General features: G+C 40.6%; 21 protein-coding genes. 11 read left to right on the top strand and 10 right to left on the bottom strand.

Annotation, left to right across the window (positions count from 1 at the left end; translation table 11 throughout):
- Nucleotides 1-22 precede the first annotated feature (22 nt).
- Nucleotides 23-1,369, bottom strand: coding sequence for a magnesium transporter (gene mgtE / locus DS742_RS21235; RefSeq protein ID WP_117418966.1), 1,347 nt, complete (start codon nt 1,367-1,369; stop codon nt 23-25).
- A gap of 287 nt (nt 1,370-1,656) precedes the next feature.
- Here mgtE and DS742_RS21230 point away from each other — a divergent pair, with 287 nt between their 5' ends.
- Nucleotides 1,657-1,851: a hypothetical protein gene (locus tag DS742_RS21230; RefSeq protein ID WP_117418964.1), complete on the top strand. Its 195-nt coding sequence runs from the start codon at nt 1,657-1,659 to the stop codon at nt 1,849-1,851.
- Here DS742_RS21230 and DS742_RS21225 read toward each other — a convergent pair.
- The gene (locus DS742_RS21225; protein ID WP_117418963.1) at nt 1,848-2,387 is read right to left on the bottom strand and encodes a rubrerythrin family protein; all 540 of its coding nucleotides are present in this window, start codon (nt 2,385-2,387) and stop codon (nt 1,848-1,850) included. The genes DS742_RS21230 and DS742_RS21225 overlap by 4 nt on opposite strands.
- Before the next feature lie 187 nt (nt 2,388-2,574).
- Here DS742_RS21225 and nuoE point away from each other — a divergent pair, with 187 nt between their 5' ends.
- The 6 genes from nuoE to DS742_RS21195 all read left to right on the top strand — a co-directional run bounded on the left by nuoE (nt 2,575) and on the right by DS742_RS21195 (nt 10,506).
- On the top strand, nt 2,575-3,060 hold the full coding sequence (nuoE, locus tag DS742_RS21220) for an NADH-quinone oxidoreductase subunit NuoE (protein WP_117418962.1): 486 nt from the start codon (nt 2,575-2,577) through the stop codon (nt 3,058-3,060).
- Nucleotides 3,060-3,455 (top strand): (2Fe-2S) ferredoxin domain-containing protein, encoded by a 396-nt coding sequence (locus tag DS742_RS21215; RefSeq protein ID WP_117418961.1) that lies wholly within the window; start codon nt 3,060-3,062, stop codon nt 3,453-3,455. Before nuoE ends, DS742_RS21215 begins: the two co-directional genes overlap by 1 nt.
- A 13-nt stretch (nt 3,456-3,468) precedes the next feature.
- Nucleotides 3,469-5,262 (top strand): NADH-quinone oxidoreductase subunit NuoF, encoded by a 1,794-nt coding sequence (locus DS742_RS21210; protein ID WP_117418960.1) that lies wholly within the window; start codon nt 3,469-3,471, stop codon nt 5,260-5,262.
- 15 nt (nt 5,263-5,277) lie between these two features.
- On the top strand, nt 5,278-7,020 hold the full coding sequence (locus DS742_RS21205; protein WP_117418958.1) for an NADH-dependent [FeFe] hydrogenase, group A6: 1,743 nt from the start codon (nt 5,278-5,280) through the stop codon (nt 7,018-7,020).
- 63 nt (nt 7,021-7,083) lie between these two features.
- Entirely contained in the window at nt 7,084-8,778 is a 1,695-nt protein-coding gene (locus DS742_RS21200) for a S8 family peptidase (RefSeq protein ID WP_117418957.1), read from the top strand.
- A gap of 21 nt (nt 8,779-8,799) precedes the next feature.
- Nucleotides 8,800-10,506: a S8 family peptidase gene (locus tag DS742_RS21195; protein ID WP_117418956.1), complete on the top strand. Its 1,707-nt coding sequence runs from the start codon at nt 8,800-8,802 to the stop codon at nt 10,504-10,506.
- Nucleotides 10,507-10,759: 253 nt separating this feature from the next.
- Here DS742_RS21195 and DS742_RS21190 read toward each other — a convergent pair whose 3' ends face one another.
- From DS742_RS21190 to DS742_RS21170, 5 genes are all read right to left on the bottom strand, one after another.
- A complete protein-coding gene (locus DS742_RS21190) occupies nt 10,760-11,215 on the bottom strand; it encodes a VOC family protein (RefSeq protein ID WP_117418955.1) in 456 nt (151 codons plus the stop codon).
- 35 nt (nt 11,216-11,250) lie between these two features.
- Nucleotides 11,251-12,087, bottom strand: a complete 837-nt coding sequence (locus tag DS742_RS21185) for a helix-turn-helix transcriptional regulator (protein ID WP_117418954.1) — start codon at nt 12,085-12,087, stop codon at nt 11,251-11,253.
- Between the two features lie 118 nt (nt 12,088-12,205).
- Nucleotides 12,206-12,820 carry a helix-turn-helix domain-containing protein gene (locus DS742_RS21180; protein WP_117418953.1) on the bottom strand — a complete coding sequence of 205 codons (615 nt, stop codon included), beginning with the start codon at nt 12,818-12,820 and terminating at the stop codon, nt 12,206-12,208.
- Between the two features lie 27 nt (nt 12,821-12,847).
- Nucleotides 12,848-15,010 (bottom strand): ferrous iron transport protein B, encoded by a 2,163-nt coding sequence (gene feoB, locus DS742_RS21175; RefSeq protein ID WP_117418952.1) that lies wholly within the window; start codon nt 15,008-15,010, stop codon nt 12,848-12,850.
- Between the two features lie 52 nt (nt 15,011-15,062).
- Complete coding sequence (locus tag DS742_RS21170; RefSeq protein ID WP_117418951.1) at nt 15,063-15,305, bottom strand: FeoA family protein; 243 nt, start codon at nt 15,303-15,305, stop codon at nt 15,063-15,065.
- Nucleotides 15,306-15,454: 149 nt separating this feature from the next.
- Here DS742_RS21170 and DS742_RS21165 point away from each other — a divergent pair, with 149 nt between their 5' ends.
- The 3 genes from DS742_RS21165 (at nt 15,455) to DS742_RS21155 (ending at nt 18,465) form a co-directional block, all read left to right on the top strand.
- A complete protein-coding gene (locus DS742_RS21165; RefSeq protein ID WP_117418950.1) occupies nt 15,455-15,946 on the top strand; it encodes a metal-dependent transcriptional regulator in 492 nt (163 codons plus the stop codon).
- 108 nt (nt 15,947-16,054) lie between these two features.
- Nucleotides 16,055-17,626 carry a permease gene (locus DS742_RS21160; RefSeq protein ID WP_117418949.1) on the top strand — a complete coding sequence of 524 codons (1,572 nt, stop codon included), beginning with the start codon at nt 16,055-16,057 and terminating at the stop codon, nt 17,624-17,626.
- Nucleotides 17,623-18,465 (top strand): TIGR03943 family putative permease subunit, encoded by an 843-nt coding sequence (locus DS742_RS21155; protein WP_117418948.1) that lies wholly within the window; start codon nt 17,623-17,625, stop codon nt 18,463-18,465. Before DS742_RS21160 ends, DS742_RS21155 begins: the two co-directional genes overlap by 4 nt.
- A 100-nt stretch (nt 18,466-18,565) precedes the next feature.
- Here the strand turns inward: DS742_RS21155 and ahbB are convergent, their stop codons facing one another.
- Genes ahbB through nirJ1 form a run of 3 tightly spaced genes read right to left on the bottom strand, consistent with a single transcriptional unit; the run spans nt 18,566 to nt 20,726 of the window.
- Nucleotides 18,566-19,057, bottom strand: coding sequence for a siroheme decarboxylase subunit beta (gene ahbB, locus DS742_RS21150; RefSeq protein WP_117418947.1), 492 nt, complete (start codon nt 19,055-19,057; stop codon nt 18,566-18,568).
- A 3-nt stretch (nt 19,058-19,060) separates the two neighbouring features.
- Nucleotides 19,061-19,516: a siroheme decarboxylase subunit alpha gene (ahbA, locus tag DS742_RS21145; protein ID WP_117418946.1), complete on the bottom strand. Its 456-nt coding sequence runs from the start codon at nt 19,514-19,516 to the stop codon at nt 19,061-19,063.
- Between the two features lie 25 nt (nt 19,517-19,541).
- Entirely contained in the window at nt 19,542-20,726 is a 1,185-nt protein-coding gene (nirJ1, locus tag DS742_RS21140; protein WP_117418945.1) for a putative heme d1 biosynthesis radical SAM protein NirJ1, read from the bottom strand.
- A gap of 256 nt (nt 20,727-20,982) precedes the next feature.
- On the opposite strand from nirJ1, the gene DS742_RS21135 reads away from it, so the two are divergent.
- Nucleotides 20,983-23,226: a right-handed parallel beta-helix repeat-containing protein gene (locus tag DS742_RS21135; protein WP_117418944.1), complete on the top strand. Its 2,244-nt coding sequence runs from the start codon at nt 20,983-20,985 to the stop codon at nt 23,224-23,226.
- Nucleotides 23,227-23,272: the final 46 nt, after the last annotated feature.

Below are 23,272 nucleotides of genomic sequence, written 5' to 3'. Positions count from 1 at the left end.
GAAAAAATAAACGTATGATTCTTTAGAGTAACTGGGGAAGAAATAATTTTGCCAGCCCTAAGAATAAAAAGAATCCCCCAACATCGGTTGCTGTTGTTAAAAAAATGGAGGATGACACTGCCGGATCCAGCTTAAATTTCTTGAGTATCAATGGAATTAAGAATCCAAAAAAACCAGCAATAATGAGGTTTCCAATCATTGCAGCGAATATAATAAATCCTAAATAAAGATTGTTGTACTTTAAGAACAGGATTAACCCTGTTATAAAACCTGTTGCTGAACCGTTAATAAAACCCAGTGCAATCTCATTGAGAACATATTTCCAGTCTTTCCTGATATCAACTTCGCCTAGTGCTATGCTTCTTATGACTATTGATAAAGTTTGTGATCCTGCATTGCCGCCCATACCTGCAACAATCGGCATGGCTGCAGCCAATGCAACTACCTGAACAATAACATCTTCAAATAACCCTACAGTAAATGATGCTAAGAACGCTGTAATCAAATTAATGAAGAGCCAAGGTAATCTTCGTGTAATAGAAACACTCAATTTACTGCCAACTTTTTCATCTTTGCTTACACCTGAAAGCATCAGTAAGTCTTCAGTTTGTTCTTCAACGATAACGTCAATAACATCATCTGTCGTAATGATTCCAAGCAGTGCTTTTTTTCTGTTTATAACGGGCAGCGCTTTTAAGTCATATTTTGATACAATAAGTGATACTTCTTCCTGGTCTGTTTCCGGAGATACAGTGAGTATGTTTTCATCCATAATATCTGCGAGTGTATTTTCATCTGGAGATATTAAAATGTCTCTAAGATCTACAGAACCTATTAGCTCATTTTTGTTATTGATAATAAAAATCGTTTCAATAACCTCAGTCTTTGGACCGATTTCTTTAATTTTCTGCAGGGCATCTTTCATACTAAGGTTTTGCCTGAGTGCAATATACTGCGTAGTCATAATACCGCCAGCAGTATCAGGCGCAAAACCTAATAGCATCTGAACCTCTCGCGAATCACGCTCTTTCATCAGGTTTAATAGATCTTTTTTTTCATGAATACTGATAGCACCAAGAATATCTGCGATATCATCCGTTGACATTAATGAGAAAACCTGAATTGTTTTAGAGGGACCCAGAATGTCAATGAGCTTAAGCTGCATACTTTCGTCAGCTTCTTCGATTATGGAAGCCAGATCTTCAAGAGTCAATAAGCTCAAAAATATTGTTAGTTCATTATCTTCAAAATCTGATAAGGCAGCTGCAATATCAATTGCATATTCTGAAGCAAATAGTTCATGTAGTTTTTCTGCATTGTGATTTTCGATAAATGTGATTAACAGTTCTTTTAATTCAGTTAAATTCATCGTTATACCTCCATGTTTTAATTGTAGCTGGTATAACGGATAATAATTAGTAAAGTGAATTCATTTTAATTAATAGCCCTTGTATAACAGGTATGAACAAATTGAAAACGCCATATCTAATACTAAGATATCAATATTACAGCAGGTAGTTTGAAAATGAGATCGACTCTCTAAATAATTATCGGTTATACCATTACTACTGTGCGTATCCAATTGCATTCACCTCGCTTTTAATAGAAGAATTATGTATTGCCATAGCTTTTTTATTATATATTTAAGAAAATGAATTGTCAATTGCAAGAAAAGTGATTGCCAAAAATGAGACAGCTCTTATGGTACCTGGGAGGGTAACCATAAAAAGTGTGATTGGTGACAGTTGTCTGGGAGATCAGGAAGAAATAATGACGGGGCCAGTAAAAAGCCTTATGAATGAAATTCAAACATATGGCTTCAGGGTATTTATGCAGATTAAGGAGATTTAAAAGTTTTCATCATACAAACGGTAGTATCCCTGAGGGAAGTTGCATACAGGGCAAATTAGCGGGGCACATTCCCCGGACATGATATTACCACACTGCATACAGATCCAGAGTGTTTCAACTGGTTTACAAAATACTTCATTTTGTACTACGTTTTCGAACAATCTGGAAAATCTTGTACCTTGATGATATTCTATGTTGGCAACTCCTGCAAATAGTGCTGCTATATCCATAAAACCTTCTTCCCGTGCGACTCGTGCAAAATCCTGATATTGATTATTTGCCAGGTTTAATTCATTATCTCTGGATTGCAGAAGTGCTTCCTCGGTATTCGGAAAGTTACCTTGGTTTAACTGTCTTAACCAGATCCTTGCATGTTCCATATTATTACGTGCAGTCACATCATATATATTCCCTATTTCCATGTAGCCTTCCTGTCTTGCCACATCAGCAAAAATTCTGTCTCTTGTACTGGCAATAGCTTCCGCATTAAAGGCTATAGCTAAATTGGTATACGTTCTGCTTTCCTCAAAATCCATTTGTACTCCTTTGCCATGTATAAGGTATATATTAAAGATATTTATATAATTTTTATATTATTACTGTTTATGGCAAGGAGCTGATTATAACAATTTTTAATTTATATGTATATAAGACAGGATAAACAGGAAATCTATCCTTTGTTAGACAGAGAAAGTCTACATAAAGCCAAAAGGAGATTTATTTATGGAAAGCAAATGTGATACGCAGGAGAAATTTAAGCAGCTGCAGAAATTTATTGACAGCATGGAAGACAGAAGGGGAGCGTTAATTGCTGTACTGCACAAGGCCCAGCACCTCTATGGATATTTATCAAATGATGTAATTTTTTATATTGCAGAAAAGCTCGAGATCCCCAGTGCGAAAGTTTTTGGTGTCATTAGCTTTTACTCTTACTTTACGACAGAACCAAGAGGTAAGTACGTGATCAATGTATGCCTGGGAACCGCGTGCTTTGTAAGAGGTGCAGATGCCATTATGAGAGAATTTGAAAAAATCCTGAATATTAAGGCCGGTGAGACAACCGAAGATAAGAAATTTACATTATCAGGATTAAGATGCATTGGTGCCTGTGGACTTGCTCCGGTAGTGATGGTCAATGATAAGGTTTATGGAAGGGTAGAACTGAATCAGGTTAAAACAATTCTTGAAGAATATCAGGAGGAAGAGTGATGGCTAAGTTAAAGACTGTAGAAGAACTTAAAAAGATCAGACAGGCAGCGATTGATCAATTAGACTTAAGGTCCACTGCTGAATCTGAAGATAAGGTTATAGTCCGGGTGGGAATGGCAACCTGCGGGATTGCAAGCGGTGCCAGAACAACCATGAACGCCATTATGGATGAAATTGCAAAGCAGGGAATTACCAATGTTTCCGTAACCCAGACCGGCTGTATGGGGTATTGTGCCCAGGAACCGGTGGTTGAAGTTGTCTCCAAAGGCATGCCGTCTGTCATATATGGAAAAGTGGATGAGACAAGAGGACGGGAAATTGTTAATGAGCATATAAAAAACGGCCGCCTTCTCCAAAATGCAATCATCAATAAATCATTTGAAAACCTGGAATAAAGAAGGAGGGCTTATGAGTAAATTCAGAATGCATTTACTGGTCTGCGGAGGTACCGGCTGTACATCGTCCGATAGCCTGGAACTGGTGAAGATGCTAAAGGAATCAATTAAAAAACACGAAATAACCAATGAGGTGGAAGTAGTCGTTACCGGATGCTTCGGCTTTTGTGAGAAAGGCCCGATCTTAAAAGTTTATCCGGATAATGTGTTTTATATCACGGTAAAGCCGGAGGATGCAGAGGAAATCATTACGGAGCATGTGATAAAAGGCCGTAAGGTGGAACGTCTTCTTTATGTGGAACCAAATACAAAAGAAAAATTAGAAGGGCAAAAAGCCATTCCTTTCTATAAAAAGCAGATCCGGATTGCACTCAGGAATTGTGGATTTATCAATCCGGAAGATATCAATGAATACATTGCGGCAGATGGGTATCAGGCATTGGCAAAATGCTTAACGGAAATGAGTCCTGATGAAGTGATAGATACAGTCGTGCAGTCAGGGCTCAGGGGAAGAGGCGGCGGCGGTTATCCGACCGGTCTCAAATGGAAATACACAAGCCAGAATCAGTCGGATGAAAAATATATTATATGCAATGCAGATGAAGGAGATCCAGGTGCATTTATGGACCGGTCCATATTAGAAGGAGATCCGCATTCTGTTCTTGAAGCAATGGCAATTGCAGGCTATGCCATAGGTGCCCGGTATGGATACATTTATATCAGAGCGGAATATCCCCTTGCTATTAACCGGCTTGAAATTGCCATAAAGCAGGCAAGGAAACTGGGGCTTTTGGGAGAGGATATTCTTTCCACCGGATTCAGCTTTAATATCGGATTACGGTATGGTGCCGGTGCATTTGTGTGCGGTGAAGAGACTGCCCTCATCCATTCCGTTGAAGGAAAACGGGGGGAGCCCAGTTCAAAACCTCCGTTTCCTGCACAAAGAGGTGTTTGGGATAAACCATCCTGCGTGAATAATGTTGAGACATTTGCCAATATACCGCCTATCATTATAAAAGGACCTGCCTGGTTTCGGAAGATCGGTACGGAGAAATCGCCTGGTACAAAAGTCTTTGCCCTGGCCGGTAAGGTAAACAATGTGGGGCTGGTGGAAGTGCCGATGGGAATTACTTTAAGAGAGGTCATCTATGATATCGGAGGAGGAATCAAGAATAACAAGCAGTTCAAAGCGGTACAGACCGGGGGCCCCTCCGGAGGCTGTATTACAAAAGAAAATTTAGATATACCCATTGACTATGAATCACTTAACAGTATTGGATCAATGATGGGGTCCGGCGGAATGATCGTCATGGATGAGGATAACTGCATGGTAGATATTGCAAAGTTCTACCTTGAGTTTACCAAGGATGAATCCTGTGGAAAATGTACACCCTGCCGGATTGGAAATACAAGAATGCTGGAGATACTTGAAAAGATAACAAAAGGAAATGGTACGGAACAGGATTTGAAAGATCTTGTTGAGTTAGGGGACGTGATTAAAGATACATCTCTGTGCGGACTTGGACAGACTTCTCCCAATCCTGTACTCAGTACATTACATTATTTTAAAGATGAGTATCTGGCCCATGTAAAGGATAAACGATGTCCTGCCGGAGTATGTCAGGCACTTTTTACCTTTCATATTTTACCGGAAAAGTGCGTGGGCTGTACTGCGTGTGCAAGAATATGTCCGGCGGACTGCATCGAAGGAGAACTTAAAAAGGTTCATGTGATTGATCAGTCAAGGTGTATCAAATGCAGTGCATGTTATAATACATGTAAATTTAATGCCATAGAAAAAGGTTAAGGAAGGAGCGGACTTATGGGGCTGGTTAATGTAACGATCAATAATCAAAAGATTGCAGTGGAGGAAGGAACAACCATTCTGGAGGCTGCAAAAAAACTGGATATTCGGATACCCACACTCTGCTACCTTAATCTGGAACATGTTAAAACGGTGAATGGCTCTGCTTCCTGCCGTGTATGTGTGGTAGAAATTGAGGGAAGGAGAAATCTTGCCCCTTCCTGTGCTACTCCGGTAACAGAGGGGATGGTGGTAAGGACAAACACCCTAAGATGTATTAAGGCAAGAAGACTGGTGGTGGAGTTATTTCTATCCAATCATCCAACGGACTGTCTGATTTGTGAAAAGAATTTAAGCTGTGAATTACAGGCACTGGCAGCAGAACTTGACATACGCCGGATAAAGTTTCATGGGGTAAGGGCAACTCATGAAAAGGATATTTCGAGTAAGGCAATCATCCGGAATATGGATAAATGCATTTTATGCAGAAGATGTGAGACCATGTGCAATGAGGTACAGACGGTCAATGTGTATTCTGCAGTTAACCGGGGATTTGATACGTTCATAGCACCAGCACTTAATTTACCCATGCATGAATCCATCTGTGTCTTTTGCGGACAGTGTGTTTCCGTATGCCCCACAGCCGCATTGACCGTAGTGAATGACATTCCCAATGTCTGGGAAGCGTTGAATGCGAAAGACAAATTCGTCATCGTTCAGACAGCACCTGCAGTGCGGGTAGCTCTTGGGGAGAAATTCGGTGCAGAACCGGGAACGGTGGTTACGGGAAAAATGGTAGCTGCTCTTAGAATGCTGGGATTTGATAAAGTTTTTGACACAGACTTTGCCGCAGATCTTACCATTATGGAAGAAGCAACCGAATTCATTCACAGGCTGCAGCATGGGGGAAGGCTTCCTATACTGACCAGCTGCTGCCCGGGCTGGGTCAAATTTTTTGAACACCAGTTCAATGATTTGCTTGATATACCTTCAACCTGCAAATCCCCTCATGAGATGTTTGGTGTGATTGCGAAAACATACTATGCAGAAAAGATGGGGATCGATCCCAAAAATATTTTTGTGGTTTCTATTATGCCTTGTCTTGCAAAAAAGTATGAAGCTGCAAGACCAGAACTTAAGCATGATGATATGCAGGATGTGGATGCAGTATTAACGACAAGAGAACTGGGGGATATGCTTAGAGAGGCCAATATTGACCTGATGAATTTAAGGGATGAAGAATTTGATGAACCGCTGGGAGAATCTACCGGTGCATCTGTTATATTTGGAACCACCGGCGGCGTCATCGAGGCAGCTTTGCGGACCGCATACGAATGGCTTACCAATGAAACCCTTGAAAAGGTGGAATTTCATGAGCTCAGAGGGTTCGATGGAATCAAGGAAGCTGTGATAAAGATCAATGACCAGGACATAAATATTGCTGTTGCCCATGGTCTTGGAAATGCAAGAAAGCTTTTGGAAGATATAAGAGCCGGTAAATCCCATTACCATGCCATTGAGATCATGGCCTGCCCTGGAGGCTGTATCGGCGGGGGCGGTCAGCCCTATCATTTTGGAAATTTTGATGTTCTTAAAAAACGAATGGAAGGGATCTATAAAGAAGATCAAAGCAAAAAATTCAGAAAATCACATGAGAATCCGGCAATTAAAAAGCTTTATGAGGAATATCTCGGTGAACCCTATGGAGAAAAAGCACATGAACTTCTTCATACCTATTATGTGAAGCGGAAGAAAATGTAAATCAGTACTATTATATGAAAGAGTTTTAATATAATAAGAATAAGAAAATAAATAAGGTAATTCATGAGTTCTGTAGATATTGGAAAAATATATAGCAATGATTATGCAGATTTTTTAGTTACTTTTTGCTCCGACGTATCTATCCTGGAACAATATGAAACAGGTTCCGTTAACGTAATAAATTATTTTTATGCGGTTGTGCATCTTCCGGTCAGTATCATGACGGAAAATGTGATATCGACGATGGGATATGCTTCTATCCCCTCTTTGTTTGGGTTAATCAGCCAGACGAGTCTGGAGGCATCAGGAATACCGGCTATCCGCAATAATCCCAATTTGAATTTGAGAGGGAGGGGAGTGTTGATCGGCTTTGTGGATACGGGTATTGATTATACAAATCCTGTTTTCCAGTATAATGATAAAACAACAAGGATAGCCAGTATCTGGGACCAGACGGTCATACCGGAAATTTCATCGGAAACGGTACCTTATGGTACTGTGTATTCCAGAGAACAGATCAACGAAGCGCTGCAGGCCGAAGATCCATACAGGATTGTACCATCAAGAGATGAGATTGGTCACGGTACCATGATCGCCGGTATTGCTGCAGGCGGCGAAGATTTTGAAAACGGATTTTCCGGTGTTGCTCCTGAATCTGAATTAGTGATCGTAAAACTGAAACCGGCAAAACCTTATTTAAAAAATTTTTTCCGGATACCAGAAGAAGCGGTCGCCTATCAGGAAACAGATATTATATATGGTATTCAGTATTTAATGGATTATGCTGCCTTAAGAGATCAGCCAATTGTTATGTGTATTGCTGTGGATACCGCGCAGTATGCACATGATGGGAGAGGTACCACAAGCAATTGGTTATCGTTCCATTCAACCAGGCCGAGGTTAGGAATATTAATTGCAGTCGGAAATGAAGGAATTGCAAGGAGACATTTCGGGGGATTTATTACAGAGGAAAGTGGATATGAAACAGTGGAATTAAATGTTGGCCCCAATGAAAGCGGATTCTCCATGGAATTATGGGGAGCAGTACCGAATACTTTTTTTATTGATATTACATCTCCTTCCGGAGAATATATACCAATTATCAGACTCCGGCTTGATGAGACCAGAGAGTTTTCCTTTATATTTGAACCCACAATTATTCATGTAGATTCTCAGCTTGTAGAATCTCAGAGCGGTGATCAGCTGATCCTGCTGCGATTTACAAGGCCATCCCAGGGAAGATGGAAATTCAATGTATACAGCAAAGGAATTTTTCCCATTAATTTCAATATATGGCTTCCAATGGGAAACTTTATAGGACCAGATACGTTTTTTATTAAATCTGATCCGAATACCACGCTTCTTTCCTTGTCTTGTGCCGTTAACCTTATTTCAGTAACGGCTTATAATACGGCAGATAACAGTCTTTATATAAACGCCGGTAGAGGGTTCACACGCGTTAATATAGTAAAGCCGGAGATTGCCGCTCCGGGAGTAGATATATTAGGCCCATCACTAAACCAAGGGTTTGTCCGGGTGACGGGTACAAGTGCTGCAGTGGCCCATGCGGCAGGAGCGGCTGCCCTCATGTTTGAATGGGGAATCGTAAAAGGTAATTATCCGGAAATGAGCACGGAGAATCTGAAGGTTTTTATGATCCGTGGAGCCAAAAGAAAATCGGATCTGGTATATCCGAACAACGAATGGGGATATGGTATACTTGATGTATTTAATATCTTCCGTTCACTTATTGTCTGATGATGATTGGAGGTAAAACGGATGATGCCAGAGGACAGGTTTAAGATAACCAGCAATGATTATATGGATTTAATTATTCAATATAACGGGAATCCCAATATACTGAAGCAATATGAAGAATATTCTGTACATATAATAAATCCGGGTTATGCGGGTATTTATTTACCAATATCCCAGGTCACTTCCCGGCTGATCAGAGATTTTGGATATTCAGGAATTCCCAAATGCTACTCTTTACTAAGTTATGAAAGCCTGGCTGCATCAGGAGTTACATTATTACGGAATATACCAGCACTAAACTTGAGGGGAGAGGGGATACTCATAGGATTCGTTGATACCGGCATTGATTATACGAATCCTGTTTTCCTTAAAGAAGACGGAACGACAAAAATAGCCGCAATCTGGGACCAGACCATAGATAGTGGTCCATATCCGGATTTAAGATATACTGCATACTATGGGACAGAATATACGGCTGAACAAATTAACCAGGCATTAACCAGCACTGATCCGCTGGCGGTTGTTCCCAGTATGGATGTAAATGGTCATGGTACCATGCTGGCGGGAATTGCAGCCGGTTCAGAAAACAGGAGTAATCAATTTATGGGGGTTGTTCCGGATGCAGAATTGTTAATCGTTAAACTGAAGCAGGCAAAAAGAAATCTCACTGATTACTATTCCATCCCTCCCGATGTGACCTGTTACCAGGAAACTGATATAAACTGGGGAGTTCAGTACCTGATCAATACAGCAGATAAGTTAAATCGGCCCCTGATAGTCTGTATAGCCGTTGGAACTTCTCAGGGCCCACATGGTAATAATGGACTGCTGGGCTCATTGCTAAGGATAGTAGGTGACTGCCCTGGGGTGGGAATTACGGTTGCTGCAGGAAATGAAGCACAAGCCAGAAGACATTATTACAGCATTCTCAGACCTTCTGAAAAGGTAACGGTAGAATTGAATGTTGCTCAGGATGAATATGGTTTTACTATGGAGCTTTGGGGCAGTCCACCCATGATGTATGTAATGGACATTTTATCCCCTTCCGGTGAATACGTTCCGGCAATTTCCCGGGGGTTGTTTGAGACCAAACAGGTAAATTTTATATTTGACCAGACAATCCTTTCTATTGATTATAACATGATCGAGCGGGACAGCGGTAAACAGGTTATTATTCTGCGTTTTAAAAATCCGGCACAGGGCATCTGGAGGTTTCATGTATCCGGAAGCGGTGATTTGCCTGGAGATTTCCACATATGGCTGCCTTCCGGTAATTTTATATCGGATCAGACATTTTTTATTAATTCAAACCCCTTTACTACCATAACATCACCTGGCAACAGTATCATTCCAATCACTGTGACGGCTTATAATGCAGCGACGGGAGCGTTATATCCGGAGTCGGGAAAAGGATTTTCAACATCAAATATAATAAACCCGGATCTGGCCGCTCCAGGTGTTGACGTAGTATGTCCGACATTAAACAACGAATTTACTACCATAACGGGAACGGGTGCGGCTGCTGCACATATGGCTGGTATTGCAGCCATGATATTTGAATGGGGTATCGTGGATAATAATTATCCGAATCTGGACACAATAGGAATCAAAAAATTTCTTCTGCGGGGAGCGAAAAGAAGCAGTAATCTTCAATATCCCAATCAGAATTGGGGCTATGGTATTGTGGATGTTTATAATTCTTATAATATTTTCAGAACCATTTTATAGATAATGGGCATTTTTAATTTTCACTATAAAATACATACAGGTAGATGTTGTCGCAATAGCAATACTTGCCATTGTTTCGATTTGCTTGTTGGTTGCAAAAAAGAAGTTTAAGAAAGAATTACCTCCAATTATAATAATTCTTATTTGCGCTGCGTTAGGTGGAATATTATATTAAATGTATTAGAACACGGATACCTCCAGACTGATAATACTATCTTATATCAATTTGGAGGTTTGTTTTTCTGTTAATTCTTTACATAAGGCTTTTAACAAATTCTACAGGGAACATGGTTTTCTTTGCAGTTTCCTCAATACCAAGTCCTTGTGCTAAAAAACGTTTTGCTACACTTGCCATACTTTCCGCCACTTCAACTATAAATTTATCATAGTCATAAAACCTTATAACACGCTGTCCCCACGGATATTCTTTGGCCTTGTGAATAAATTCAATTCCTTCTGTGCTGCTGATTTTATCTTGCCAATAATCCAAATTTTCCACTTCAAAGTAAAGCTGAAAGTTGTTCGGCTGTGCCTTTAAGGGCAAATCTGCACCAACAAGTTCGGCGTAATTGGATTGCAGGGATAGCCCTCTTTCAAAAGACACATGTACCCCCAAATCCATCATAATCGTTTGTTCCATTACAGTTTCGTAAAAATACTTTGCCTTCTCCATATCAGATACGGCAATCAAAGTGCCTTGATATTGCATACTATCACTCCTTTTTAGTTTTACTTAATTATATATTAGAATTTGGCTATCTCGCTGTAAAAATCGGACATATTATCCCGATACTCCTGTGGGGTGATGCCGCAAATTGTCTTAAAATCATTAATGAAGTGAGATTTATCATAAAAACCAGTTTCCATAAAAACCTGTGTTAAGTTAAAATTATGTCGCTGTAAAAGCCGTATAGACTTGTTTACACGTACAAGGCGAGAGAACGATTTTATACCCACGCCCATATATTCGTCAAAAAGCCGTCCTAAATGACGTTCGCTATAAAAAACATTGTGTGAAAGCTCTTTCACGGAAAGAGTCCCTCCGCTGTTTATAATCAGATTGTTTGCTTGTGAAAATTCCTGACGATAAAATGCACCTTCCAAATACGCAAGAAAAAGCCTGTCTATTTTAGTAATCAGGTTATGGATGCTTAACGACATCTCCACTTCATATGCCATCAGGCGGTTCATTGAGGGATTAATATCTTCAAAGTCAATTACACAATCTGCTATTTCTTTTTGCGGCATTCCGCTAAAGGCATAATATCCCGCCGGTTGAAACTCGACAATAAACAAGAGGCTGAAATTATTGGCTGACTTACCAACGAAGGAAGGTTTCGTGATGGGACCAAACAAGTTGCAGTGGATATGACTATCAGTACATGTTAGTACAAGTGTAGCACTCCCGTGGGGTATAACAGCGTAATTATCTGACATCATACCGTTACTGGGAAAAGTGATGGTGTAATTGGAAATAAAATTTCTTAGCTCTAAATGTGGTTGAATATATATAAAATCAACACCTCGAATTAGTACACGGCTATGATTCATATAGTTTTGAATTGATTCTTTTATAAGCATGGCACGACCTTTGCCCCCTTTAGCATTTGTGATTCAAGTGTAATGTATTGATATTTTCATTTTACAGACTCCGGCACTTTGATGTGCCAGAGCCTTTTTTAAGGAATTAAGGCAATCTCTATTTTGTTCTGCTTTGCTGCAGCAATAAAAATATCTTTACTGCAAAAAATAGAAATAGCAGTATTGTTGCATATGGTTCTCTTGCTGCAGCAAATAAACAGATTGCTACCGCACCGGCTGCAATAGAAATTTTCGAGGTAATGCGATACAAAGCCCCTTTATCGAAGTAAGTAAAAGCAAGTCTGGCAATTCCAAGACCGATTATAAATAAAAAAACAGCCCAATGTACTCTGATATCTATATTTGGCATATGTGTATTTGACAGTAGATTTACATGGTAAACATAGTTGCCTTGAGGCTCTCCATAGATTGGTAATACAATAAATGAAACTGCCGACACATCTATTATTCCGCTGATAATGTTATAAATTCTTTTCACATTAGAATGGTTTTCAGTTTCGGCAAGAGTAATCAGTTCTTCACCTGATAGCAGTTCATCTATCGTCACAGAAAAGAATTTGGAAATACACTTGAGCGACTCAATGTTAGGGTAGCCTTTGCCGCTTTCCCATTTTGAAATTGCTGTCCTTGACACATATAATTGCTCTGCAAGCTGTTCCTGTGTCAGGTTTTTCCCGGTTCTGAGTTGTTGTAGTTTTTCGTTAAATTCCATGAGCGTTCTCCAGTTTGTTTCTTCTTTTTATATGCCCGATACAAGTCCCAGCAATCGGACAGTGTTTGCCACAATCATACATACAACAATACCAGTTACTGTTGGAATTGTAAAGGAGACCAGTGTCCATTTTAAACTCTGTGTTTCTTTTTTTACTGTAAGGCATGTGGTACCGCATGGCCAGTGCAGTAACGTGAACAGCATTGTACATACGGCTGTAAGCCAGGTCCACCCGTTATTTACAAAAAGCTGATGTAATTCTGTCAGACTATCCATGTCAGTCAATGTTCCCGCTGCCATATAGCTCATAATCAAAATTGGAACTACGATTTCATTAGCTGGAAAGCCTAAAATAAACGCCATTAAAATGTACCCGTCCAGACCAATGAATCTGGCGAACGGATCAAGAAAACCAGCACAATGAGCAAGCAGGCTCAAATCTCCCGCATGAATATTGGCCAGTATCCAGATGACCAGCCCTGCAGGAGCGGCAACGGCTATGGCTCTGCCTAGCACGTAAAGTGTCCGGTCAAAAATTGAGCGCACAATGACTTTTCCAACCTGCGGCCGGCGGTACGGTGGGAGCTCCAGTTGAAAGGAGGAGGGCATTCCCTTAAGAATCGTCTTTGAAAGCAGCTTTGAAATCAGAAGCGTCATTGCAACACCCAGTACGATGGTTACGGTCAGCATCAGGGTTGAAATGACGGATTGGAATGCTCCGTTGGCAGATCCGGCAAAAAACATGGTAATAATGGCAATCAGCGTTGGAAATCGTCCATTGCAGGGAACGAAGTTATTTGTCAGAATGGCGATTAAGCGTTCACGGGGCGAATCAATGATTCGGCACCCGATCACACCGCAGGCGTTACATCCGAAGCCCATACACATAGTTAGTGCCTGTTTTCCATGGGCACAGGCCTTGCGGAAAAAGTTGTCAAGGTTAAATGCGACACGCGGCAGATATCCCAAATCTTCCAGAAGTGTAAATAACGGAAAGAAGATTGCCATTGGAGGAAGCATTACGGAGATCACCCAAGCCAAGGTCCGGAAAATACCATCTACGAAGATTCCTCGTAACCATTCCGGTGCAGACAACCATAAAAAGAACTGGGAAAGGGGGTTCTCCAGCATAAAAAGTCCTGACGCAAGAAGGCTGGAAGGAACATTGGCGCCAGTAATGGTAAACCAGAAAATACCGAACAGCATCGCAATCATAATCGGTATACCAGTAATTTTTGACGTGATTATCTTATCAATTTTACGGTCCCGTGCCGCATATTCCTCTTTTTCAAAGGTCACGGCTTCTCTGCAGATATTCTCACAGCACTGAACAATTTTTGTGACAATCTGATCCCGGAACTGATCGGTTTGTACTCCGGCCTCCTCCATAATGAGTTTTGCCTCTTTGACCGCCTGTGCTATTTCATCATTTTGCAAAAGATCAAAGCCAAGATGATTTTTCAGAGAGGTAAGCAGGCTCTCATCCCCGTCAAGCAGCTTCAAAGCCACCCATCGGCTGCTGATTTTTTCACCTGAAAGATCAGTAAGAACTGGTTCCAGCATACTCACAGCGGCTTCTATTTCTTCACCGTAATCTATGCGAAGCGGATTAAGTGCCGCTTCACTTTCTGATAATCCTTTCACTGCTTCCATCAACTCATCTAAGCCCTTTTTGGATCGCGCACTGGTCCCGATTACTGGAATTCCCAGTCTTGAGGTGAGAACCTTTAAGTCAATGTTTATTTTCTTCTTTCTCGCTTCGTCCATTAAATTAACGCACAATATAACACGGTCAGTAACTTCCAGCGTCTGCAGAACCAGGTTTAAATTTCGCTCCAGGCAGGTAGCATCAGCCACGACTACCACACTGTCAGCTCCACCAAAGCAGATGAAATCTCTGGCAATTTCCTCTTCGGTGGAATTTGCCATCAGGGAATAGGTACCTGGAATGTCTACCATGATGAAATTCGTATCTTTATATCGGTATTTTCCCTGTGCGTTAACAACGGTTTTTCCGGGCCAATTGCCTGTGTGCTGATTCAGCCCTGTCAAAGCATTGAAAACCGTGCTTTTTCCCACATTTGGATTTCCTGCTAATGCGATTATCTTATCTTTTGGTGTCACCTTCTCAATATGTAAGCCGCAGTGATTCAAAACTCCCGTCCCGGTTGATGCATTGGTAAGTCCCATATGAGCAATCCTCCTAAGATAATGAAATAATTGTCATCTCTCTTTAACCATATTATTTATTAATCGATACGATAATTTTTTCGGATACATCGGAACGCAGCGCAATGACTGCACCGCGAATAAGGTAGGCTGCCGGATTGCCGGAGGGGCTCTTATACAGGGGTTCTATTTCAGTCCCGTCAACGATACCTAAGTCCAGCATGCGTCTTCTTATTGTACCGTCAAAAGTCAAAGCGAAAACATGTGCTTTTCTTCCGATTGGTAATTGGTTTAATGATATTTGTGCAGTATCCATAGTAAAATCCTCCTTAACAATATATTTGGTATTATAGTTCGTCTGTCTGTTAGGGGCGGGAAACACCGTTTCTTATGACTAATTTATGAAGATAAAGCATAAGGTGTTACAGGTATACTAAAAAAATGTTGTGATGGGGGAACATGCTTATGAACAAGCCAATAGAAAACGAATTTCATACCGTTCGCGGATATCAGCTGATAAAGCAAAGTGAGAGCAGACTAACCCCTGCTTTGGAGGACTATCTAGAGATGACGTATCGATTGTGTTTAGAAGAGGATTATACGCGCATTAATAAGCTTTCTGAGAAATTAAATGTCAGACCACCTTCTGCATCTAAAATGGTTTCCAAACTTGTTGAATTGGATTTCTTAAAATATAATAATCTTGATAACATCCTTTTAACCACAGAAGGAAGAATAACAGGGGCTTATTTATTGGAGCGCCACAATATTATAGAAAGTTTTTTTACATTGGTAGGGAGTGCAAATGCCTTGGAGGAAACGGAATTGGTTGAACATACGCTGGGCTCTGCTACCGTGTTCAGGATTAAGCGTCTGCTGGAGTTCTTTACACAGAATCCGTCTGTTAATCAGGAGTTTCAGTCATTTATGGACTTGTCTGCCTTTCCTGAATTCTGAATGCCTCTTACGGGTATAAATTATTAGATAAGTGAATAAAAAATATGGAAGACATAACTTAATTTCGTTATATAAGGATTTAAGGTACCTTTCTGGTAAAGGAGAAGAATGGCAATACCTGTTTATGTTGTCACAGGGAGTCTGGATGCAGGGAAAACGACCTTTTTAAATAATCTGTTTGAAAAAAGAAAAGTAAAAGCTCTGGTAATACAGTTTGAGGATGGAGATGAAGATTTCTTTTACGGCTATGCCGGACACAGGAAGCTGATGATTCCCAGGCGGCTGTTGGACCAGCAGCAGGAGCTGATATCCGGTCAGATTTACGAGGCGGTACAAAACGGAGAGTGGGAAGAGATTTGGATTGAATGGAATGGTACAGCCCCTTTTTCCTGGCTTTTGTCATTGTTTTGGGACCCGGTATTTCCCACAGTCTGCCGGTTGGAAAAGATCATTCATATTGCGGACGCTGAGAAGCTGGAATTCCTTCTTAGTGGAATGGGTATTTATTTAATTGATCAGATTTCAGAAAGTGATATCGCGATTGTCCGCAATTGCGATACAAAAAGCCAATATCGACGTGCCCGCCGATTATTGAAAGGAGTAAATCCCGGATTAGAAATTTTAGAAATGACCTCTGACAGAAAACTTAGTAAGCGGGTTTTAAAACAGCCAGATGGACCGGTCAGCTCTTTTCTTATGGAATTTATGCTTTTCATCTGCCTGTTTCTTCTGGCTGGAATCATATCTGCATCGGAGGGATTACCGTTAAACAGAATGGTGAATCTTTTTTTTGGAATGACTCTGCAGGCCGTTCCCTTTTTGCTTATTGGAATTATGCTATCATCTGTCATTCAGATATTGATTCCGGATGGAATGCTGGAACGGTGGTTTCCAAAGTCTCTTGTTTGGGGAATGGTGGCAGCATTAGCCGGAGGATTTTTACTGCCAGTCTGTGACTGTGCCTCAATTCCTGTGTTTAGAAGTCTCATGAAAAAAGGAATTCCGCTTCCAGTAGCGGTCACCTTTATGATGGCGGCGCCTGTCATGAATCCGGTTGTCCTGCTGTCAACCTTCTATGCGTTTGGCGGTAACTTGGCGGTGGTGGCTGGCAGGGCAGGGATCGGAGCATTCGCGGCAGTTTTGATTGGATTGTTTGCTGCTGCCTTTCAAAAAAAGACCCCGCTCCTTTTGGGGAGTGGAAGAAGCAGGATCATCTGTGCGTGCGGATGTTATGAGGATAGTCAAAAAATGAAATCACTTGCAGGAAAGCTGGTTCTTTGTCTGCGTCATGGGCAGGATGAGTTTTTTCGGGTGGGCAGATACCTTCTGATTGGAATACTGGCTGCCTCCGTCTTCCAGGCGTTAGGAAATGGGCATCTGGCTTTTGCACAGTACAGAGGCGGGCTGGCCGCTTCCATTCTGCTTATGATGGCAGCGGCCTTTATCCTGTCACTGTGTTCTTCATCTGATGCGGTCATTGCCCGCAGTTTTGCCAGCCAGCTGCCAGCCGGAGCTGTTATGGGGTTTCTGGTATTTGGTCCAATGATGGACATTAAGAATATGCTGATGCTCTCCTCCGGATTTACGAAAGGATTTATATTGAAGCTGATGCTGGTAACTTTCACGGTATGCTTCTTCCTGGTCTTTTTGCTGTATGAAATAAGGGGGATCAGGTTATGAAGAAAACAGTCAAAGTGTTAAATTCCCAGGTGTTAATTGAAATCGTCTGTCAGATTTCTTTTGGAGGAATGATCGCTTATCTCGCTGCCAGCGGTGATTATCTCCGGTATGTTACTCCGAGAATGAGGCCTTATCTGTATTTTACCGCCTGCATCATGGGATTATGGGCATTAGCAGGAACCGGAAGATTGTTCAGACCCAGATATAAAATACGCATGAACCACTGCTTCCTGCTGATTATCCCGGTCCTCATTATGCTGCTGCCGCACACACCTATTGATATCTCTTCCTATAATACCATTGGTGAAAGCTCACTGCAGATAAGTCAGGCAGAGCGGAAAGAGCCTGAGCATACTCCGGATCAGGCGGAGGAGACAGCCGGCCGGCAGCAGGAGACGGTTCCGTTGGAAAAGACATCTGCCAAAGAAGAAAATGAGAACGCAATGCCAGGACTTAATAAGGCAGAAAAGAAAATTATGGTATCGGATGATTTATTTGGAATGTGGTATTCCGAGCTGTACATGCATATGGAACAATACGAAGGATATACCATTTCAATAACCGGATATGTGCTGAAGGACCCTAAGGTCTATGGAGAAAATGAGTTCGCAGTGGCTCGTCTTGCGATGACCTGCTGTGTGGCTGATTTGGCTCCTGCCGGTCTTCTATGTAATTATAGGGAAGTACCGGATTTGAAAGAAGATTCCTGGATAACCGTAGAGGGAACCCTGACTTTAAACTACGAAGATTACGATGGACATAAGTATGCAAATCCTATTATTATGGTGACAAAAATAACACCCGCAGAAAAAGTGGAGGGATATGTATATCCATATTAAAACGTACTTATTTAAAACCGCAATCCCTTATAAAAAAGGACTGCGGTTTTTATCTGCAGTTTGTATTTATTTTCAGCCTGAAAGCAGGCAATTACTTGTTTTAACATGGATTCTTATTATCTTCGTCCAAAAAATATTTCATACTGCTTTTCTTTAATTCTTTTGTGCTATATAAAACTTCATAGTTATCAATATGTGTCATTTGGGAAATCTTTTTAATGGTATTGTCACATAAATCAAAACTATCAGAATGTATCATGGTATAAATATTATATCTCCAATTATTCAAAAGTTCCCGTTCATAACAATGGCTTACCTGAGGAAATGAAACCATAATATCTGTAACCTCTTTTATTCTTTCGGCGGGAACGTACCAGACCACCATGGCATTAGCCAAAAATCCTACAGACCTGTGGTTTAATACCGCACCAATTCTGCGTAAGGTTTTATTATTTTTCAATTCTTTGATATAATCAAGGAGTTCTTTCTCTGATATTCCAATTTCATTTGCAATAACTTTATATGGTTCAGGTACTAAGGGTAATTTATCCTGTAATTTTTGAATGACCTGTTTTTTCTGAGAAATGTCCATAAACTATGCTCCTTTAATCTTTAAATTAACATTAATTTTAAACGTCTGCAGAGAGTTCAAAATCATGATATCATTAATCCCGGTTTTGTTTTTTATCTCATTGATATGTGTATCAAGACTGTATTGAGAGGGCACAATCAGAGTAAACCACATATTGTATTTATGATCTCTAAGATAATTATGTGTAACGCAAGGATAAGAATTTATAATTTGAGAGACTTCTCCGATCCTGTTCTCCGATACTTCCATAGCACATAATGTACCTTTATAGCCTAATTTTTTAGAATCAAAAATACCACCTAATCTGCGGATGGTTCCTTGTTCTTTTAACTCTTTTATGATTTCCAGAACCTCAATTTCAGACATTCCTAATTGATCAGCAATGGATAAAAAGGGTCTTGGTTCAATCGGGAAACCATTCTGAATCATATTCAGCAAATTATTATAATTACTCAGCATATTCTAATATTCCTCCGTTCTATGTCTAAATCAACGCTGTATCTTCAGGTACTCCAATTTCTTCATTGGTGAGATAACATGCCGGATCTGATGCCCAGAAATCACTGGTAACGGCTTCTGCCCTGACCCGGAGATTACCATTGCATACGTTCAGCCAACAGCATTTGCTGCATCTTCCTTTTAATAAGGCTTTTCTGTCCCTTAGACCAATTGCTAATGGATTTTTTGGATTTGTCCATATTTCACTGAATTTAGTTTCCTTTACATTTCCAAAGGTATGATGCCACGTAAACTGGTCAGCATGTACATTCCCTTTGAAATCAATGTTTCCAATTGCAATACCAGATCTGTTTCCGCCATTCATTTGAATTAATTCCCATATTCTGTCTGCCAGGTGAGGATACTTCTTTTTAGCCTGAAGATATAAATAAACGTTGTCAGCATGATTATCAACTGTTAAAATTTCCACTTTATTTCCGAATTCCTGTGCTTTTTGCATAATCAAATCTAATGCAGCCCTTTTTTCTTCGTTCTCGATATCCAATGATATCACCTTGCTTCCCCTTCCAGAGTAGGCAAGGTGATAAAAACATACTCTGGGAATTTTTTCTTCTTTTATCAGAGCAAAGATATCATTTAACTGATCATAATTATACCGGTTAATTGTAAAACGAAGACCGGCCTTTTGTCCAATTTCCAGGCAGTTCCTGATTCCTTCCAATGATTTATTAAAACTGCCGGGGCTTCCTCTAAAATCGTCATGTCTGGTACCAATACCGTCTAAACTGATCCCTGTATAACTTACGCAAGCCTTTTTTAAATATTTTGCAATATTTTTATCTATTAATGTACCGTTCGTTGAAATAGTAATACGTATATTGTATTTATTTGCATAATTAATTAATTCGAAGATGTCTTCCCTCATCAGCGGTTCTCCTCCGGATAAAAGCAGTACCGGGATATGTAGTTTTGCCAGGTCTTCAATTAAATTTTTAGCCTCTTTGGTATTTAACTCTTCCTCTGATTTCCTGCTGTTTGAATCAGCATAGCAGTGTTTGCATTTTAGATTACATTGATTGGTACAATTCCATACCACTACAGGTCCATAGCCTGTACTGGTACCGTATTTTTGTTTTGATGCATCCGGTACATAACGTAATTTGTCACCAAAATTATCAGAATTGCATAATAGTTTCGTTATTCCTACCATAATAGCTCCTCTTCAATAAACAAATTGAAAATAAGGTTTCATATATATTTTTATTTATATCGTGTATGTACTGATATTATGAAGCGTAATTGGATTATTTCAGAATAGCAGGTTACTGTAAGCTGATAAATGCCGATAAAATAACCAGAGGTTAAATCTACGCATAGATTTTAATATCAGAGTATATCTGGCAGTGAACTTAAGTCCATGCGCAGATGCCGTATCTAAAAATAGAATTAATTAGGGGAGGTAAATTGTGAGTAAGAGAAAAGGCGTTATATTTTTAGTTGTATTTCTGTTGATTAATTTATTCATTTTTAATCTGTGCGGGGAAACTGTAAAGGCGGCTTCCGTATTTTATGTTTCTGGGGCGGGGAATGACAACACTGGAACCGGAACACTATCAAATCCATGGAAAACCATACAAAAGGCAGCAGATACCATGACAGCCGGAGATACCTGTATCATACGAGGCGGTACATACCGGGAAACAGTAACACTTAATACTTCCGGAACTTCTGCAAATCCCATAACCTTTAAGGCTTATACAGGAGAGACGGTAACAGTGTCAGGTGCCGATCCGGTCACCGGCTGGGTAAATCACTCTGGATCCATCTATTATGCAGCCATGGCTGGTTCTCTTGGAACAAAAAATCAGATTTTTGTTAATAAACAAATGCAATTAGAAGCCAGATGGCCCAATTCAGCAGCACTTGATCCTTTAAATTCAACATTTGCAACAGCTGATTCCGGCTCCACCACAACCATCAATGACGGGGACTTAATTCAGGCAGCTGGTTACTGGGTTGGGAAAACTGTTTGGTGTGTTCCGGGAACAGGCTATAAATCCTATAAAAGTACCATTACCAGCTCAAGTGCCGGCTCCATTACCTTTGATACAATGGGCGTTGCGGCGACAGCTGGCAACAGCTATTATATTACCGGTAATTTAAAAGATCTTGACAGTGCGGGAGAATGGTACTATGACAGCAGTACCGGCAGGCTTTATTTATGGGCGCCCGGCGGAGTTAATCCCAATACTTTAACAGTAGAAGCAAAGAAGCGGACTTATGCATTTGATCTAAGTTCCCGTTCGTACATAAATATTACAGGAATTAATATCTTTGCCTCCAGCATTAAAATGTCTGCTTCTAATTCCTGTAAGGTTTCTAATATGACTGCGGAATATGTCAGTCATGATTCTGATGTTACCAGCCAATACAGTACAGGGATATTTATGTCCGGCACCAATAATGAGCTTAGAGACAGTACTTTGACTTACAGTTCCGGTAACTTGTTAAGTATACAGGGAACAGGCAATAAAGTAATTAATAATCTTATTCATGAAGCAGATTATTCGGCAGCGGATATCCCGGCAATCTATCTGCTGGGGGCAAACCACCTAATCAGTCATAACACGATATATAACGCCGGGCGTCATCTGATATTTATGCCGACCCAAAACAGCCGGATACAATATAATAATCTGTACAATGCAGGAAAGCTGACAAGAGACTGCGGAATACTCTATGAGTTTGCCTGGGATGGACAAGGGACGGTTATTCATCATAATTACATTCATGATAATCTGGCAAAGAATTATTCCGGCGCTGGTATCTATCTGGATAACGGCAGCAAGGGTTATATTGTGCATCACAATGTTGTATGGGGAAATTATACAGGGATAAGACTGAATACACCCAGTAATTTTAACCTGATCTATAACAATACCACCTACGGTAACGGAAACATTGGATATTGGGGAAGTGATTTTTCGTCAGATATGTACGGTGACAGAATTTTCAACAATATCTTTACCACAGCCTTTACACTGCCTGGTACTCATATAGAAGGAAACAATATTACCTCAGGAACCAATCTGTTATTTGTAAACCCCGCAGCATATAATTTCAGGCTGCAGGCATCTTCTCCGGCTATTAATGCAGGGGCTGTAATACCTGGAATCACAAATGGTTATGCTGGTACGGCACCGGATATTGGAGCATATGAGTATGGCGGAACTGACTGGACTGCCGGGCATGATTTTTCTTCACCTCCGAACCCGATTTTTGAGAATGTCAGTGTACTTTATGAAAATAAAGTAAGGCAATCTGATTTCGAGAAAGGGGTAATCTCACCCTGGGTAAAAACCTGTTCAGGTACTGCTGCAAGTGCTTCGGTATCAAGAAGCTGCTCTAAAAGTGTTCGCCTGGGAATCGGGGAAGATGGTATCAAGCAGGAGATTACGGGGCTAAGTCCTAATACCAGCTATAAATGTTCCGCCTGGGTTAAGACAGACACAGGAGAGCAGATTCAGATTGGTGTTAACGGCTTTGGAGGAACGGATGTATCCGTTACATCTGCCAGTACATCCTGGACTATGGTAAGCATTCCTTTTACAACCGGACCAGATGCTTCCAGTGCAACCGTGTATGCTTACAAGAAGCCCGGTACAGCACATGTTTATGTGGATGATTTTGGGGTAGTTGTGGCCAGATAAGCTTAAAAAAACGCAATCCCTTAAAAAAAGGACTGCGTTTTTTTCT

The organism is Lacrimispora amygdalina (assembly GCF_003432035.1).
GTDB lineage: Bacteria > Bacillota > Clostridia > Lachnospirales > Lachnospiraceae > Lacrimispora > Lacrimispora amygdalina.
The sequence above is the reverse complement of the archived record's forward strand: the minus strand, read 5'-3'. Positions and strand labels throughout refer to the sequence as shown.